Annotated in this window: 15 protein-coding genes and 1 riboswitch; of the genes, 10 read left to right on the top strand and 5 right to left on the bottom strand. The window is 65.5% G+C overall.

Annotated features, from left to right (window positions below; all coding sequences use genetic code 11):
- Positions 1–45: 45 nt before the first annotated feature.
- Entirely contained in the window at positions 46–891 is an 846-nt protein-coding gene (gene purU / locus LWC34_RS19605; RefSeq protein WP_233726628.1) for a formyltetrahydrofolate deformylase, read from the top strand.
- Here purU and LWC34_RS19600 read toward each other — a convergent pair.
- Positions 811–1,752 (bottom strand): LysR family transcriptional regulator, encoded by a 942-nt coding sequence (locus LWC34_RS19600; RefSeq protein WP_233726627.1) that lies wholly within the window; start codon positions 1,750–1,752, stop codon positions 811–813. The two genes, purU and LWC34_RS19600, sit on opposite strands and share 81 nt — an antisense overlap.
- Before the next feature lie 90 nt (positions 1,753–1,842).
- Here LWC34_RS19600 and LWC34_RS19595 point away from each other — a divergent pair, with 90 nt between their 5' ends.
- Positions 1,843–3,045, top strand: a complete 1,203-nt coding sequence (locus LWC34_RS19595; RefSeq protein ID WP_233726626.1) for an MFS transporter — start codon at positions 1,843–1,845, stop codon at positions 3,043–3,045.
- Here LWC34_RS19595 and LWC34_RS19590 read toward each other — a convergent pair.
- The gene (locus LWC34_RS19590) at positions 3,014–3,802 is read right to left on the bottom strand and encodes an IclR family transcriptional regulator (RefSeq protein ID WP_233726625.1); all 789 of its coding nucleotides are present in this window, start codon (positions 3,800–3,802) and stop codon (positions 3,014–3,016) included. The genes LWC34_RS19595 and LWC34_RS19590 overlap by 32 nt on opposite strands.
- Before the next feature lie 122 nt (positions 3,803–3,924).
- Here LWC34_RS19590 and LWC34_RS19585 point away from each other — a divergent pair, with 122 nt between their 5' ends.
- From LWC34_RS19585 to LWC34_RS19575, 3 genes are read left to right on the top strand one after another with little or no spacing between them, the layout of a single operon-like run.
- Positions 3,925–4,242 carry a bifunctional 3-phenylpropionate/cinnamic acid dioxygenase ferredoxin subunit gene (locus LWC34_RS19585; RefSeq protein WP_233726624.1) on the top strand — a complete coding sequence of 106 codons (318 nt, stop codon included), beginning with the start codon at positions 3,925–3,927 and terminating at the stop codon, positions 4,240–4,242.
- Positions 4,242–5,381, top strand: a complete 1,140-nt coding sequence (locus tag LWC34_RS19580) for an NAD(P)/FAD-dependent oxidoreductase (RefSeq protein ID WP_233726623.1) — start codon at positions 4,242–4,244, stop codon at positions 5,379–5,381. The genes LWC34_RS19585 and LWC34_RS19580 overlap by 1 nt, the downstream gene beginning before the upstream one ends.
- Complete coding sequence (locus tag LWC34_RS19575) at positions 5,378–6,493, top strand: aromatic ring-hydroxylating oxygenase subunit alpha (protein WP_233726622.1); 1,116 nt, start codon at positions 5,378–5,380, stop codon at positions 6,491–6,493. Before LWC34_RS19580 ends, LWC34_RS19575 begins: the two co-directional genes overlap by 4 nt.
- 217 nt (positions 6,494–6,710) lie before the next feature.
- Here the strand turns inward: LWC34_RS19575 and LWC34_RS19570 are convergent, their stop codons facing one another.
- Both LWC34_RS19570 and LWC34_RS57020 read right to left on the bottom strand, forming a co-directional pair.
- Positions 6,711–7,466 (bottom strand): SDR family NAD(P)-dependent oxidoreductase, encoded by a 756-nt coding sequence (locus LWC34_RS19570; protein ID WP_233726621.1) that lies wholly within the window; start codon positions 7,464–7,466, stop codon positions 6,711–6,713.
- Between the two features lie 42 nt (positions 7,467–7,508).
- On the bottom strand, positions 7,509–7,643 hold the full coding sequence (locus LWC34_RS57020) for a hypothetical protein (RefSeq protein WP_284051630.1): 135 nt from the start codon (positions 7,641–7,643) through the stop codon (positions 7,509–7,511).
- 125 nt (positions 7,644–7,768) lie between these two features.
- A riboswitch (ZMP/ZTP riboswitch) is annotated at positions 7,769–7,850 on the top strand.
- 20 nt (positions 7,851–7,870) lie between these two features.
- On the opposite strand from LWC34_RS57020, the gene LWC34_RS19565 reads away from it, so the two are divergent.
- The 3 genes from LWC34_RS19565 to LWC34_RS19555 are packed head-to-tail and all read left to right on the top strand — an operon-like array spanning position 7,871 to position 9,440.
- Positions 7,871–8,707, top strand: a complete 837-nt coding sequence (locus tag LWC34_RS19565; RefSeq protein WP_233726620.1) for a bifunctional 5,10-methylenetetrahydrofolate dehydrogenase/5,10-methenyltetrahydrofolate cyclohydrolase — start codon at positions 7,871–7,873, stop codon at positions 8,705–8,707.
- 22 nt (positions 8,708–8,729) lie between these two features.
- The gene (locus LWC34_RS19560; RefSeq protein ID WP_233726619.1) at positions 8,730–9,026 is read left to right on the top strand and encodes a type II toxin-antitoxin system Phd/YefM family antitoxin; all 297 of its coding nucleotides are present in this window, start codon (positions 8,730–8,732) and stop codon (positions 9,024–9,026) included.
- Entirely contained in the window at positions 9,027–9,440 is a 414-nt protein-coding gene (locus LWC34_RS19555) for a type II toxin-antitoxin system VapC family toxin (RefSeq protein ID WP_233726618.1), read from the top strand. It abuts the gene before it with no gap.
- Here the strand turns inward: LWC34_RS19555 and LWC34_RS19550 are convergent.
- The gene (locus tag LWC34_RS19550; protein WP_233726617.1) at positions 9,437–10,399 is read right to left on the bottom strand and encodes an aldo/keto reductase; all 963 of its coding nucleotides are present in this window, start codon (positions 10,397–10,399) and stop codon (positions 9,437–9,439) included. The two genes, LWC34_RS19555 and LWC34_RS19550, sit on opposite strands and share 4 nt — an antisense overlap.
- A 138-nt stretch (positions 10,400–10,537) precedes the next feature.
- On the opposite strand from LWC34_RS19550, the gene LWC34_RS19545 reads away from it, so the two are divergent.
- Together LWC34_RS19545 and LWC34_RS19540 are read left to right on the top strand one after the other, a co-directional pair.
- Positions 10,538–11,818, top strand: a complete 1,281-nt coding sequence (locus tag LWC34_RS19545) for a UDP-glucose dehydrogenase family protein (protein ID WP_233726616.1) — start codon at positions 10,538–10,540, stop codon at positions 11,816–11,818.
- A gap of 33 nt (positions 11,819–11,851) precedes the next feature.
- Entirely contained in the window at positions 11,852–13,642 is a 1,791-nt protein-coding gene (locus tag LWC34_RS19540) for a gamma-glutamyltransferase family protein (RefSeq protein WP_233726615.1), read from the top strand.
- Positions 13,643–14,283: the final 641 nt, after the last annotated feature.

Genomic DNA, 14,283 nt, shown 5'->3' with positions numbered 1-14,283 from the left:
TGCGGACTACGTGGCATGTCTCGCAGTGCGCAACAGGAGGATGTCGTGAGCGATGAGTTCGTGCTGACCCTCACCTGTCCCGAGCAGCTCGGGATCGTGCACGCCGTCTCCGGGTTCCTGCTGGAACACGGCTGCGACATCGTGGACAACCGGCAGTTCGACTCGGAACGGTTCTACATGCGCGTGCACCTCGCCGCTCGTCGAGAACCTGTCGACCTGGCGACCCTGCGTGCCTCCTTCGCCAAGACCGCCACGGTCTACGGCATGGAATGGCAGCTGCACGCGGTGGATGAACGGCCGCGCGTGATGATTATGGTCTCCAGGTTCGGGCACTGCCTCAACGACCTGCTCTACCGCTGGCGAACCGGCCAGCTGGGAATCGACATCCCGCTGATCGTGTCGAACCACCGCGACTTCGAACCGCTGGCCAACACCTACGGCATCCCGTTCGAGCACGTCCCGGTCACCCGCGAGACCAAAGCCGAGGCGGAGGCAAGACTGCTCGAGCTGATCGAGCGGCACGACATCGAGCTGACCGTGCTCGCCCGCTACATGCAGGTCCTTTCGGACGACCTGTGTCAGAAGCTGGAAGGCCGGGTGATCAACATCCACCACTCGTTCCTACCCAGTTTCAAGGGCGCCAAGCCTTATCACCAGGCCTTCGAGCGTGGCGTGAAGGTGGTCGGGGCCACCGCCCACTACGTCACGGCCGACCTGGACGAAGGCCCGATCATCGAGCAGGAGGTGATCAGGGTCGACCACACCCAGGACGCCAACCAGCTCGCCGTGATCGGCCGGGACGCCGAATGCCTAGCCCTGTCCAGAGCCGTCCAGTGGCACGTCGAGCGCCGCGTCCTGCTCAACGGCCATCGCACGGTTGTGTTCAAGTAACTCGACAAAACGCCTGGTAGCCGGGCTGGCGGCGGCGCCTTTCGGGTAGACGAAGTCGATCCGGCGGTCCAGCCGTACGTCCGAGAGCGGGATCAGTCGCAGCTCCCGCCAGCTCGGCCTGCTGAAGTCCAATCCGCCCGGCAGCAGCGAGATCCCGACACCGGCCCGGACGAGGTCGAGCACGGGTTCCCAGCCGTAGACCTCGCAGGCGATCTGCCTGGTCAGCCCGTTGGCCCGGAACGCGTCGTCAAGCGTCGCGCGAATCGCCCAGCCGCTGGGTGGTTCCACGAATCGCTCGCCGTCCAGTTGCGACAGTCGTATCGCGGTGTTGGTCGCAAGTGGATGATCCGGTGCGCAGGCAAGCACAAGCGGCTCGACGACCAAAGGCAGCACGACCAGGCGGGTATCGCTGGTCGCGGGCACCAGCGCACAGTCGAGTTCGCCGTTGTCGACCATGTCCAGCATCTGCTGCGCGCCTTCCTGGACCACAGTGATGTGGACGCCGGGATGTGCCAGCGCGAACTCGGCGAGCCAGGTCGTGAACGGCAGCGTGTGCCCGACGCTGTTCAGCGCGCCGACCCGCAACCGTCCAGCTAGGACACCTTGGACGTCCTGGACGGCCTGCTGTGCCGCGGCCGCCGCGTCCAGGGTGTGCCTGGCCTGCACGAGTAGCGCCTCGCCTGCCGCGGTCAGCCGGACCGGACGGCTGCCGCGCACGAACAGCCGGGCGCCCACGTCCTTCTCCAGCGCCCGCACCGAAGAGGACAAACCGGACTGGACGATCAGCTCCCGGCTCGCCGCGTTGGTGAAACTCTGCTCCTCGGCGAGAGCGACGAAGTGCCGGAGATTGCGCAGCTCCATGCCTCAGTATCTCTCACGGAGCTGATTGTCATCTCTTCTTGCTCTGTCAGAAATGAACTATCGCTGGCCTGGATGTTCTTAAGTACGACCATGACCGTTCTCGCTGTACGTCCACCGCGGATCAAGCACGCGCCAGGGTTCTGGTTCGTCGCCGTGGCCGTCCTGTCCCTGATGGCCTTCGGCACCGCACCAACCCCGCTATGGCCGCTCTACCAGGCACGCGACCACTTCGGCGCGACCACAGTGACCGTCGCCTTCGCGATCATGGTCGTCGGCACCGCGCTGAGCCTCGTCCTGCTCGGCCACATGTCCGACCGCTTCGGCCGCAGGCGGATCATCGCGCCCGCCCTGCTGGTCGGGATCGCCTCGGCAATCGTGCTGGCGGCCTGGCCGGACATTCCAGGCCTGATGGTCGGCCGCATCCTGACCGGTGTGGCGCTTGGACTGATGGCCTCGACCGCGACCCCGTACCTCACGGACCTGTATCACGAGGCGTATCCGGAAAGGACCGGTTCACCGGTGCCAGGACTGGTTGCCACAGCAGCGAATCTCGGCGGCCTCGCGGTCGGCCCACTGTTCGCGGGAGTCATGGCCCAATGGGTGCCCGCGCCACTGGTGACGTCCTATGTGGTGCTTGCCGTGATCATGGCAATCCTGCTGGTCATGGTCCTCTCGTCACCGGAGACAGTGGACACCGAACTGGTCGAACAGCCCAGCAGGTTCGCTTTGGAACCAGGACAGAAAGCCGCTTTCGCCAGCGCCGCGATGATCGGATTCTTCGCGTTCGCGGTTCTGGGGGTGTTTTCATCCCTCGGCTCGGTGATGGTCCGAGGTGAACTCGGAATCACCTCAACCTTCATCCTCGGCCTCGCGCCCTTCACCGCATTCGCCGCGTCGGCCGTCGGTCAACTCGCGGTTAGCCGCCACCAACTGGTGATCGGAGCCTGGCTTTTCCCAATCGGCCTCGCGGTGACGGCTATCGCATTGGCCGACCCAGCACTCGGAACATTTCTGGCAGGCGCGGCTTTGGCTGGCGGCGGCGCAGGTTTGCTGTTCAAAGGTGCGGTTACGCAGACCGTGATGGCAGCCGAGCCCGCGTCCCGGGCGGGTGTGCTCGCCGCGTTCTTCGTCATTTCCTACATTGGCATGGGTTTGCCATCGATCGCGTTCAGCATCGTCATCGAGTACGCCGCGATGGCGCCGACAATGATCGGCTTCGGCGCCGTTCTCACGCTCGGCACCATCGCGGCGGTGAGGGTGTCTATTCGCCGAAATAGCCCACACGTGAACTGATTTCGGCCGCGCCAATGCAGAGCTTCTCGGCCACCGTCGCGAACGACTCGACGGTGAGCCGATAGGCCGGTCCGGAAACGCTGACCGCGGCGATCACTTCGCCGCTGCTGCCCCTGACCGGTGCGGCGATCGCGTTCAGGCCGATCTCCAGTTCCTCGTTGGTGCTGCTCCACCCTCGGTCGCGGATCAGGTCAAGTTCGGACAGCAGTTTCGAGCGGCTGGTGATCGTGGCAGGTGTGTAGCGCTCCAGGGTGTCCATCGCGGTGGTCAACTGGTCTTCGTCGGCCCACGCCAGCAGGACTTTCCCGCTTGAGGTCGCGTGCAGCGGGGTTCTCTGCCCGATCCAGTTTCTCGTGGTCACGGCGGCGGTGCCGTAGACCTGGATGATGTTGGTCGCCTGCCCGGAGTCGAGGACCGCCACGTTCACGGTCTCGTCCAGCTCGTTGGCGAGTCGCTCGCAGACGGGCTGGCTCTCTCTTGGCAGGTCGAGTCTGGCCGTGGTGGCGCCGGCGAGCCGGACGATCCCGAATCCGAGGCGGTACTTGCCGCGCTCGGCCACCTGTTCGACCAGCCGGCGCTGTTCCAGTGCGCCGATCAGCCGGAACGCCGTGGACTTGTGCACATCGAGTTCGGCCGCGATCTCGGTGACCCCGGCCTCCCCTCGGATGGCCAAGATGTCCAGGATCGCCAGCGCACGGTCCACGGACTGCACAGGTGTCGACTGTGCTGGGACTGTTGCGGGCTTTTCGTTCCCCATGTCGCAACTCTACTCACGGGTCACGTAGTTCCCCTGGTTGAAGTCTTGACGCGTCCCCGCGTAAGCCTCACTCTGTTGCTTATCGCACGACATGTTGTGTATCGCACAACGGAGGCCCGAACATGATTCCAGTCTGCGCGCTGGGTGACATCCACCCTGGCGAGGCGGTCCGGCTTGACGGAGAACCCCCGATCTCCGTGTTCAACGTCGACGGTGAGCTGTACGCGATCGACGACACGTGCACCCATCAAGACGCCTCGTTGGCCGACGGCTGGCTCGACGGCTGCTTGATCGAGTGCCCGTTGCACGCCTCGTGTTTCGACCTGCGGACCGGTAAGCCCACCGGACCGCCAGCCAAAGTTCCAGTACGTACCCATCAGGTGGTCGTCCAGGACGGTCACATCTATGTCGTCGTAGCTCCGGTCCCGGCAGTTACCTGATGCGCACCATCACCGTGGTCGGCGCGTCACTCGCCGGCCTCTCAGCCGCGCGTGCGTTAAGGGCGCAGGAATTCGCGGGCCGCATCATCGTGCTCGGCGACGAGTCGCACGAGCCCTACGACCGGCCGCCGCTGTCCAAGGAATTCCTTGGCGGCACAGCGTCTGTCGACGACATCTCGCTGATGACGCCGGACGACAAAATCCTGGACCTCGACTGGCGCCTGGGTTCCCGCGCGGTTTCGCTGGATACTGCCGAGCGCGCCATTGTTCTTGATTCCGGCGAGCGCATCGTCACGGATGGAGTCGTACTGGCGACGGGTGCCCGTGCTCGCGAAATGCCTGGCGTTCACACGCTCAGGACACTCGACGACGCCGTGGCCTTGCGTTCTGCTTTCGTCCATGGCGGATCTGCTGTGGTGATCGGTGCGGGTTTCATCGGCGCCGAAGTCGCGTCCACCGCACGTCAGCTGGGACTCGACGTCACGGTCATCGAAACCTTGCCGACACCGATGGCTGGACCGCTCGGCCCGGAGATGGGCGCCGCGTGCGCGGGATTGCACGCCCGCAACGGCGTCACTCTGATCACGGGTGTGACGGTGTCCGGGGTGACAGCGCACGAGGTCTCGTTGGCTGACGGCCGCAAGATCCCAGCGGACATCGTGGTCGCTGGAATCGGCGCGATCCCCAACGTCGAATGGCTGGCCGGATCCGGTCTGGTGGTCGATGGAGGCGTGGTCACGGACGCGCGGTGCGTCACGAACATCCCGCAGGTCGTCGCTGTGGGGGACTGCGCGTCCTCGTTCAACGACCACGCGGGTGCGGTGATTCGCCTGGAACATTGGACGAACGCGTTGCAGCAGCCCAAGATCGCCGCCGCGAGCTTGCTCGGCCGGACAAGCGTGCACGCCGCACGGTTCTCGGTGCCGTACTTCTGGTCCGACCAGTACGGCGCACGTCTGCAGTTCGCCGGTCACCGTCGTGACGGTGACGAAGTCGAAGTCGTCGAAGGCTCAGTGGAAGGGTCGTTCGCCGCCGTCTACCGCCGCGACTCGCGGCCCGTTGCCGTGCTCGCCGTCGACCAGCCGCGTGTGTTCGGCCGCTGGCGCCGTGAGCTTGCGTCCGAAGGGGTGTTGAGTTGACCCTCAGCCTGCCGCCCAGCCTGCTCGCCACGCTGCCCGGCCACTACTACACGGATCCGTCGATCTTCCGGGTCGAACAGGAGCGGATCTTCGAATCGATGTGGTTCGCGGTGGCCAGATCAGCGGACATCGCCACCCCCGGCAAGTTCGAAACCGTGACCGTCGGCAGAGAAAGCGTGTTGGTCGTCCGTGGCCGAGACAGCCAACTGCGCGCGTTTCTCAATGTCTGCCGACATCGCGGCGCCAAGCTGTGCGTCGAAGACTCCGGCGAGGCCAAGCGAAACCTGCAATGCCCCTACCACGCCTGGACCTATGGCCTGGACGGCAAGCTGGTCGCCGCGCCGAACCTGACCAAGATGCCCGACATCGACCGAGTCGAATACGGCCTGATCCCCGTGCATCTTCGCGAATGGCTCGGCTATGCCTGGGTCTGTCTCGCCGACACGCCACCGTCCTTTGAGGACACGGTGACCGGCGCGGCCAGGGACCGCCTCGGCGACGCGGACATGATCAACCAGTGGGAAGTCGACACATTGGACGTCGGCCGCCGAATCGTCTACGACGTGAAGGCGAACTGGAAACTGATCATCGAAAACTTCATGGAGTGCTACCACTGCGCGACGATCCACCCGGAACTGACCGAAGTCCTGCCCGAATTCGCCGACGGCTACGCGGCACAGTACTACGTCGGCCACGGCGCGGCTTTCGCCGAAGAAGCCAAGGGCTTCACGGTCGACGGCAGCGCAGGCTTCGCCAAGATCGGCGGCGTAGGGGACGAGCAGGACCGGAAGTACTACGCGATCACGGTGAACCCGCAGGTGTTCATCAACCTGGTGCCCGACCACGTGATCTTCCACCGGATGTTCCCGATGTCCGAGGACCGGACGGTGGTGATCTGCGATTGGCTCTATACAAAGGAAGTGGTGGCCAGCGGGAAGGACGTGTCGCGCTCGGTCGAGCTGTTCCACCGGGTGAACGTGCAGGACTTTGACGCGTGTGAGCGGTGTCAGCCCGCGATGTCGTCACGGGCTTACGCGAGAGGTGGCGTGTTGGTACCGAGCGAGCACCACATCGTCGCCTTCCACGAGTGGCTCACGGCAAAGCTGGCTTAGTGGTGAGGCAATGCGGCCCGGTGAAACGCCGCATTGCCTTGCCAGCCAACGGATAGCGCGCCATCGCCCAAAACTGTCGTACCCCCGGAGTATCGTAAAATCAGGGGTCCCCCTGGGGAATTGCTGTTGCGGTGCAAGGCGCGCGAAACCCGGAATTGTCGTACCCCTGCGGTAACGTGAAATCAAGGGCGCCCCTGATGGCGGGGTTTGTCGCTTCTTAGCGAGGTGCCATTCGCAACGCGCCATCCATGCGGATGACCTCGCCGTTCAGGTAGTCGTGGTCGATGATCGCCAACGCCAGCTTGGCGTACTCGGCAGGCAGGGCAAGGCGCTTCGGGAACGGAACGCCTTCGCTCAGCGCGGCCCGGAACTCGTCGCTCACCCCAGCCAGCATCGGGGTGTCGACAACCCCGGGAGCGATGGTCATCACCCGAATCCCGGAAGTGGCGAGGTCCCGAGCGGCGGGAAGCGTCAAACCGACCACGCCACCCTTGGAAGACGAATAAGCGGCCTGGCCGATCTGTCCGTCGAAAGCAGCGATCGAGGCGGTGTTGATGATGACGCCACGCTGGCCGTTGTCGTCCGCGTCGGTTTTGGCGATCGCGTCAGCCGCCAGCCGCAACACATTGAACGTGCCGATCAGGTTGATTTCGATGATCTTGCGGTACACGTCCAGGTCATGGATGCCCTTCTTGGACAGGATCCGTCCGGCCGTGCCCACTCCGGCGCAGTTCACCGCGACCCGCAATGGCGCTGAAGCGGCTGCCTGGTCGACGGCGGCTTGGACCTCCGCAGGGCTGGTGACGTCGGCCGCCACGTATGTCACGCCGTCGACCGTTGGTGCCTTTGAGATCGCGCCGGGCAAGTCGAGTGCGAACACCTGGGCGCCTTGTTTCGCCAGTGCCTCGGCGGTCGCTCCGCCAAGACCCGACGCCCCACCGGTGACAACCGCCGCGATACCGCTGACCTGCATGCTTGCTCTCCTTCGGACTCCGACCCGGAGAGAGGCTATCGGTCAGGCGCGGTCGTGTGTTGTGACGTCCTTAACGGGCTGCCTGTGGTCGGTCGCGTGCAGCAGCAGTACCAAGGGCACTGCTGCGAGCACGGCCAGCACCACGAATGCGAGCACGATGGCCAGTACCTCGAACATGTCATCAATGGTCGTCTTCGCAGGCCACGGGCGCGTCGGCCGAGAGTGCGGTCTTCATGTCCGTCCGAGGGACTGCTCGGCTCACCGATTGCTACTACTCAGGTCTGACACAGCCCTTACCATGGAGCTCGGGTCGTGACTGGCGTTCGGGTGGATCACCACCGGGGAGCGGCCCCACCGAGCCTGCCGCGCGCCTGGGCGATTTCCGCACTACGAGGAGTCGCTGTATGGCATTGATCAACGGCACTGATGTCGCCCGCGACATCACCGAGCAGACCACGAAGCGGGCCTACGAATTCGAGCAGCGCACCGGGCGTAAGCCCTGCTTGGCCGCTGTTCTCGTCGGCGAGGACCCGGCGTCGGTCACCTACGTGAAGATGAAGCGCAACCGTAGCGCCAAGGCGGGCATCGAGTCCCGGTTCGTGCAGCTGCCCGCGGAGACCACGACCGAGCAGCTGGTCGCGGAGATCACCAAGCTCTCCGAGGATGACGGGGTCGACGGGATCCTGCTGCAGCACCCGGTGCCCGGGCACATCGACGAGCGGGCGGCGTTCGAGGCGATCGCGCCTGGCAAGGACGTCGACGGCGTCACCATGCACTCCTTCGCCGCCATGGCCTTCAGTGAGCCGGGATTCCACTCGGCCACGCCTGGCGGCATCATGCGGCTGCTGGAGGCCTACGACGTCGACCTGAAGGGCAAGCACGCGGCCGTGATCGGCCGTAGCCCGATCTTGGGCAAGCCCGTCGCGATGCTGCTGCTCGCGAAGGACGCGACCGTCACGATCTGCCATTCCAAGACCGCGAATCTCGACGAGATCGTCCGGACCGCGGACATCGTGGTTGCCGCGGTCGGCAAGCCCAACTTCATCACCGCCATCAAGCCCGGCGCCGTGGTGATCGACGCGGGCTACAACGAGGGCAATGTCGGTGACGTGGACTTCGATCAGGTGGCGGACGACGCGAGCCTGATCACGCCGGTGCCAGGTGGAGTCGGCCCGACGACCATCGCAGTCCTGCTCGAACAGACCGTGTCAGCGGCGATCCGGAGAAGTGAAGACATGTAACCACATGTGGTAACATTGGTCCATGACAGCTCCCACTGAGCCAGAACAGCCAGAGGTCGGGATGCGCGAGCTCTCCCAGAAGACCTCGCGTGTCCTGGCGCTGGTGAAAGCGGGCATCACCGTCACGGTTACCGACCGCGGGCAGCCCATCGCGCGGATCGTGCCCGCGGTCGGCGACCGGTATGAGCAGCTGGTCGCCGCCGGTGTGATCCGGCAGGCGAAGCGTCCGTTCGACGTGGCCGACCTGCCCGAGCCCGCGGAGAACAGCAGCGGCCGGGACTCGGCTGACTGGCTCGACGAGCTGCGAGGCGACCGCTGAATGCCCACCCGGATCTACGTCGACACGTCCGCGGTGGCGAAGCTGTTCGTGGCCGAGCGGGAATCGCTCGACCTACGGCAGTGGCTGGCCAGTCAGCCAGAGCTGCGGCTCCTCTCGTCCGCATTGCTTGGCGTTGAGTTGATCCGGCTGCTGAACCTGATCAACCCAACTGTTGTGCCCGCGGCTGAAGCCTTTCTGGCCAACCAAGTGGACATCGTGGAGATCACGCCGCCCGTCCTCGCCGACGCGACTGTGGTCCCGCCGCGTCGGTTGCGCACGTTGGACGCGATTCACCTGGCCACTGTCCTTGACCTTGGCAACATCGTCGATGCCGTGCTCACGTACGACAAATTCCTCGTCGAGGCAGCGCGCGAGGCGGGAGTGCCCGTGGCGTTTCCTGGCGCCGAGTACTAGCGGCGGCCCGGGGGACAGATCTCGTCGATGTAAGCGAGGTCCTCGGCTGACGGCCGCCACTTGACCGCGGTCGCGTTCTCGGCGACCTGCTCGGGTGTGGTCGCGCCCGCGATCACCGACGAGACCGGGCTCTGCGCGGTCAGCCAAGAAATGGCGAGCGTGGTCATCGAGATGCCGCGCTCGTCCGCAAACGCTTGCAGCCGCTCGATCCGGTCCCACGGCGCGTCGGCGAGCAGCTTGCGCCTGCCTGCCAGCCGGGTTCCTGCCGGTGGTTCGGTTTCCCGCCGGTACTTGCCCGTGAGCAGGCCGTTGGCCAGTGGGAAGTACGGCAGCACGCCGAGGCCGAACCGTCGGGCGGCCGGGTTGACGTCCCGCTCGGCCTCGCGCTCGAGCAGGGAGTAGTGGTTCTGCGCGGCGATCGGCTGGGACACGTGCTGGGTCTTGGCTGTCCACGCGGCGTCGGCGATCTGCCAGCCGGCGAGGTTGCAGACCCCCGCGTAGCGGATCTTGCCCTCGGTGATCAGCTCGGACAGCACGCCGAGGGTCTCGCCGATCGGTGTCTTCGGGTCCGCCCGGTGCAGCTGGTACAGGTCGATCCAGTCGGTGCCGAGGCGCCGCAGCGACGATTCGACCGCGCGCCGGACGTACCGCCGCGAACCGCGTGCGCCGAAGTCAGGGCCGTTGCCGCCTTGCATGTCGACGCCGAACTTGGTGGCGATCACCGCGTGGTCTCGCCGACCGGATAACGCCTGGCCGAGCAGCTCTTCGCTGCGGCCACGCGGCGCGCCGTAGACATCGGCGACGTCGAAGAACGTGATTCCGGCGTCGAGTGCGGCGCCGACGACGGCCCTGGAACCGGCGAGGGACTCCGCTGGTGTGCCCGGCCGGCCAAGGTTGTTGCAACCGAGTCCGACGGCACTGACCACGAGCCCGGACTCACCGAGATGTCGGTGCTCCATGCAGCGGGACCCTATGTCGGAGCGAGCCGGGAGAGCCAGCCGCGTACGTCGCATGGAGTATTCGAGCTCGCCAGCTGAAGTTTCTACGTAGGTCAACTCCGGCTGCGACGGTGCCACTGACAGGATGGGGTGGTTCGGGTGCAGCGAAAGATCGCAGTGGTCGGCACCGGTTATGTCGGCCTCACCACCGGTGCTTGCCTGGCGGCGTTGGGACATCACGTTGTCTGCGCGGACATCGACTCGGCAAAAGTCGACCGGTTACGACAGGGCCACGTGGACATCCTCGAGCCGGGCCTTGACGAGCTGGTCACCAAGGGACTCGCGGCAGGCAACCTCGAGTTCGTACTCGGTGCCAGCAATGCCGTTTCGCCCGACACCGAAGTGCTTTTTCTCTGCGTTCCCACGCCAATGGGCGCGGACGGCGCCGCTGACCTGCGCGCGGTCGAATCCGTGCTGGCCGAGGTCGGCGACTTGTTGCCGCCCGGATGCGCGGTGGCGACCAAGTCGACAGTCCCGGTGGGAACCGCGGAACGCTTGCGGCACATGGTGAACGTGCCGATCGTGGCCAATCCCGAGTTCTTGCGCGAAGGCACCGCGGTCGACGACTTCCTGCACCCCGACCGGATCGTCGTTGGTTCGGCGGATCGCGAAGCAGCACAACGGGTTGGCGATCTCTACGCGAAACTGCAAGCGCCGACGCTCGTGCTCGACGCAGCCAGCGCCGAGATGGTCAAGTACGCCGCGAACTGCTTCCTGGCGGTGAAACTGTCCTATGTCAACGCGATCGCGCAACTGTGCGACCGGGTCGGCGCGGATGTCCGTGAGGTGACCGAGGGAATGGGCCTCGACCCGCGGATCGGCCGATCGTTCCTCAAGCCGGGACCGGGCTGGGGCGGATCGTGCCTGCCCAAGGACACCAACGCGTTGCTGCACGTCGCGGAGCAGGCCGGGCTGGACTTCGGGTTGCTGCGGTCGGCGATCGAGCAGAACGAACGCCAGCAGGAAGACGTGGTCGCACGGATCAGGACGGCCTGCGACGGGACCATTCGTGGCGCGCGGATCGGCTTGCTCGGCCTTGCCTTCAAGGCTGGCACGAATGACCTGCGGGATTCGCCCGCGATCCGGATCGCCGACGCGCTGGTGGCCGAAGGCGCGGAGATCACCGCGCACGACCCGGCCATTACGGGCGAATTGCCGGGTATGCGGCTGGTCGATGATCCTTACGAGGCAGTCAAAGGCGCGATCGCGGTGGTCGTATTGACCGAATGGCCGGAGTTCCGCACATTGGACTGGACCAGAGTGGCCGAGCTGATGGACGGGTTCACCGTCGTGGACACCCGTGACCTGCTGGATGGAAACGACCTCGGCAAGGCAGGGCTGCGCTGGACAGCGATCGGCAGGCCATCCGGCTCCGGTTGAATCGATCGAACCGCGTGACTTAAATGATGAGCTATGTTCACGACTCGCCCCGAGCTGGCCGGTACACACGGGATGGTCGCCTCCACCCACTGGCTGGCCTCCGCGGCGGGAATGGCGATGCTGGAGGACGGCGGCAACGCGTTCGACGCCGCGGTCGCCGCGGGTTTCGTGCTGCAGGTTGTTGAACCGCACCTGAACGGCCCCGGCGGCGAAGTGCCCGCGGTGTTCCAAGCCGCGGGGGAGCCACGGCCGCGCGTGTTGTGCGGCCAGGGCGTGGCGCCAGCGGCAGCGACCATCGAGCACTACCGTGACCTCGGCTTGGAACTCGTTCCTGGCAGCGGATTGCTGGCCGCGACCGTCCCCGGCGCGTGGGATGGCTGGCTGATCCTGTTGCGTGACTACGGAACCAAACGTTTGCGGGACGTGCTCGACCGGGCAATCGGCTACGCCCGGCACGGATTCCCCATCGTGCCAAGGATTCCGGAAACAATCGACGCGGTCGCCGACCTGTTCAAGGACCATTGGCCCAGCTCCGCCGCACTCTGGCTGCCCGACGGTCGCTCGCCCGCCGCAGGCTCGCGCTTCTGCAACCCGGCGCTCGCCGACACCTGGGAACGCTTGTTGGCCGAAGCCGAAAGCGCGGGCACGGACCGGGACGCGCAAATCGAGGCCGCCCGGCGCGCCTGGTACCAAGGTTTCGTCGCGGAAGAGATCGATTCCTTCGCGCGCAACACCTTCCGTGACGACTCCGGACGCGACCACGCAGGAGTCCTGACCGGCCAGGACATGGCGAGCTGGCAAGCGTCCTACGAGGACGCGCTCACAGTGGACTTCGGCCCGTGGACGCTGGTCAAGTGCTGCGCCTGGACCCAAGGACCGGTCCTGGCGCAACAGTTGCGTCTACTGGACGGCTTCACCGACCGACTGTCCTATATAGACGGTATACCCACCGCGGAGACCATCCACCTCGCGATCGAATGCGCCAAACTGGCCTTCGCCGACCGGGAAGCCTGGTACGGCGACTGCCCAGACGTGCCGTTGACCGCGTTGTTGTCCGAGGAATACGCCGCCAACCGGCGTTCGCTCGTGACAGAGCAGGCCTCGTACGAACTGCGTCCAGGCTCACCCGGCGGCCAACCACCCAGGCTTCCTGCGTTCGCGGTGCCGTATTTCGTGCCAGCAGACGAGATTTCCGGTGCACTGGGCGAGCCGACGGTTGGCAACAGCGGAGTTGTCCGCGGCGACACCGTGCACGTCGATGTGGTGGACGCGGCCGGGAACATGATCTCGGCGACCCCGTCCGGCGGCTGGCTACAGTCCTCGCCGACCATCCCGTCATTGGGCTTCTGCCTCGGCTCACGCGCCCAGATGTTCACCCTGGAACACCATTTCGCCAGCTCACTGTGCCCAGGTCACCGACCACGAATCACCCTCTCGCCCTCGATGGCGTTGCGGGACGGCGTGCCCCGACTCGCGTTCGGCACACCCGGCGGAGACCAGCAAGACCAATGGCAGCTGTGTTTCTGGCTTGCTCACATCGGCGCCGGACTGAATATGCAGGAAGCGATCGACGCGCCGAACTGGCATTCCGGCGCGTTTCCGAGCTCGTTTTTCCCGCGCTACTGGCAACCTGGTGAGCTGGTGGTGGAGTCACGGATTGGTGAGGCCGCGATGACTGAGCTTCGAGAGCGCGGTCACCTGGTGACCGACGCGGGCCCTTGGGTATTGGGCCGGATGTCAGCGGTATCGCGTGATCCGGCGGATGGCATGCTGCGCGCAGCCGCGAATCCACGTGGAATGCAAGGGTATGCCGTGGGTCGCTAGACCTTGTTCTTACCGGGCCGTTTGAGCAACACGTGCACTAACCGGCCGAGAAAGAACGCCGTGACCAGAGCCACGAGCGCGACATGAACCCACATGAGGCCTCCGTCGGGGTGGTGGGTCTTACGTTCTTTGGACGCCTACGAGGCTGCGCCGGTTGAGTGTGTGATCTGGGTAACACCGCGCCGACACGCGCAAGCACTCCCCAATCGGGTGACTGTTGTGCCGTGAAGGTCACCTTCGCGGCGTTAGACGCGCGAGGGCCTCCTTTGACGCGTTAGATGCAAATGCCGGAACTTGACCAAGTCCGCGGGCTGACCGCTTCCGCGCACCTCAAGGTCCATTAAGGACAGAAATTCGCCTCGTCAGTCACACATGTCACACCAGCCCCACCTACCACGGAACGCACTGCCGTGAAGGCCACCTTCACGGCGTTCAACGCACCCAACTCGGCCCTCACACCCCTGAACGTCACGCAATGCCCGCACCCCTCGCCCGGGCGGCCACACCCCACCCACGCCAGCCACAGATCATCGCAGGTCAACCGCCCGCCCCCGGCTACAGTCTCGATCGAACTCCGAACCTTAAGTTCCTGGCATGCGCGAGGGCCTCCTTACGCGCGTTAGATGCCGCGAAGGTGGCCT

Origin of the sequence: Kibdelosporangium philippinense, assembly GCF_021390435.2 — a bacterium.
Taxonomy (GTDB): Bacteria; Actinomycetota; Actinomycetes; order Mycobacteriales; family Pseudonocardiaceae; genus Kibdelosporangium; species Kibdelosporangium philippinense.
The sequence above is the reverse complement of the archived record's forward strand: the minus strand, read 5'-3'. Positions and strand labels throughout refer to the sequence as shown.

What these genes read in the sequence shown, in the direction of transcription:
- LWC34_RS19590 (WP_233726625.1), bottom strand. Translation starts at nt 3,802, where the DNA reads ATGGGGAACGAAAAGCCCGCAACAGTCCCAGCACAGTCGACACCTGTG.
- LWC34_RS19580 (WP_233726623.1), top strand. Translation starts at nt 4,242, where the DNA reads ATGCGCACCATCACCGTGGTCGGCGCGTCACTCGCCGGCCTCTCAGCC.
- LWC34_RS19600 (WP_233726627.1), bottom strand. Translation starts at nt 1,752, where the DNA reads ATGGAGCTGCGCAATCTCCGGCACTTCGTCGCTCTCGCCGAGGAGCAG.
- LWC34_RS19550 (WP_233726617.1), bottom strand. Translation starts at nt 10,399, where the DNA reads ATGGAGCACCGACATCTCGGTGAGTCCGGGCTCGTGGTCAGTGCCGTC.
- LWC34_RS57020 (WP_284051630.1), bottom strand. Translation starts at nt 7,643, where the DNA reads ATGTTCGAGGTACTGGCCATCGTGCTCGCATTCGTGGTGCTGGCCGTG.
- LWC34_RS19540 (WP_233726615.1), top strand. Translation starts at nt 11,852, where the DNA reads ATGTTCACGACTCGCCCCGAGCTGGCCGGTACACACGGGATGGTCGCC.
- LWC34_RS19555 (WP_233726618.1), top strand. Translation starts at nt 9,027, where the DNA reads ATGCCCACCCGGATCTACGTCGACACGTCCGCGGTGGCGAAGCTGTTC.
- LWC34_RS19585 (WP_233726624.1), top strand. Translation starts at nt 3,925, where the DNA reads ATGATTCCAGTCTGCGCGCTGGGTGACATCCACCCTGGCGAGGCGGTC.
- LWC34_RS19565 (WP_233726620.1), top strand. Translation starts at nt 7,871, where the DNA reads ATGGCATTGATCAACGGCACTGATGTCGCCCGCGACATCACCGAGCAG.
- LWC34_RS19570 (WP_233726621.1), bottom strand. Translation starts at nt 7,466, where the DNA reads ATGCAGGTCAGCGGTATCGCGGCGGTTGTCACCGGTGGGGCGTCGGGT.
- LWC34_RS19595 (WP_233726626.1), top strand. Translation starts at nt 1,843, where the DNA reads ATGACCGTTCTCGCTGTACGTCCACCGCGGATCAAGCACGCGCCAGGG.
- LWC34_RS19560 (WP_233726619.1), top strand. Translation starts at nt 8,730, where the DNA reads ATGACAGCTCCCACTGAGCCAGAACAGCCAGAGGTCGGGATGCGCGAG.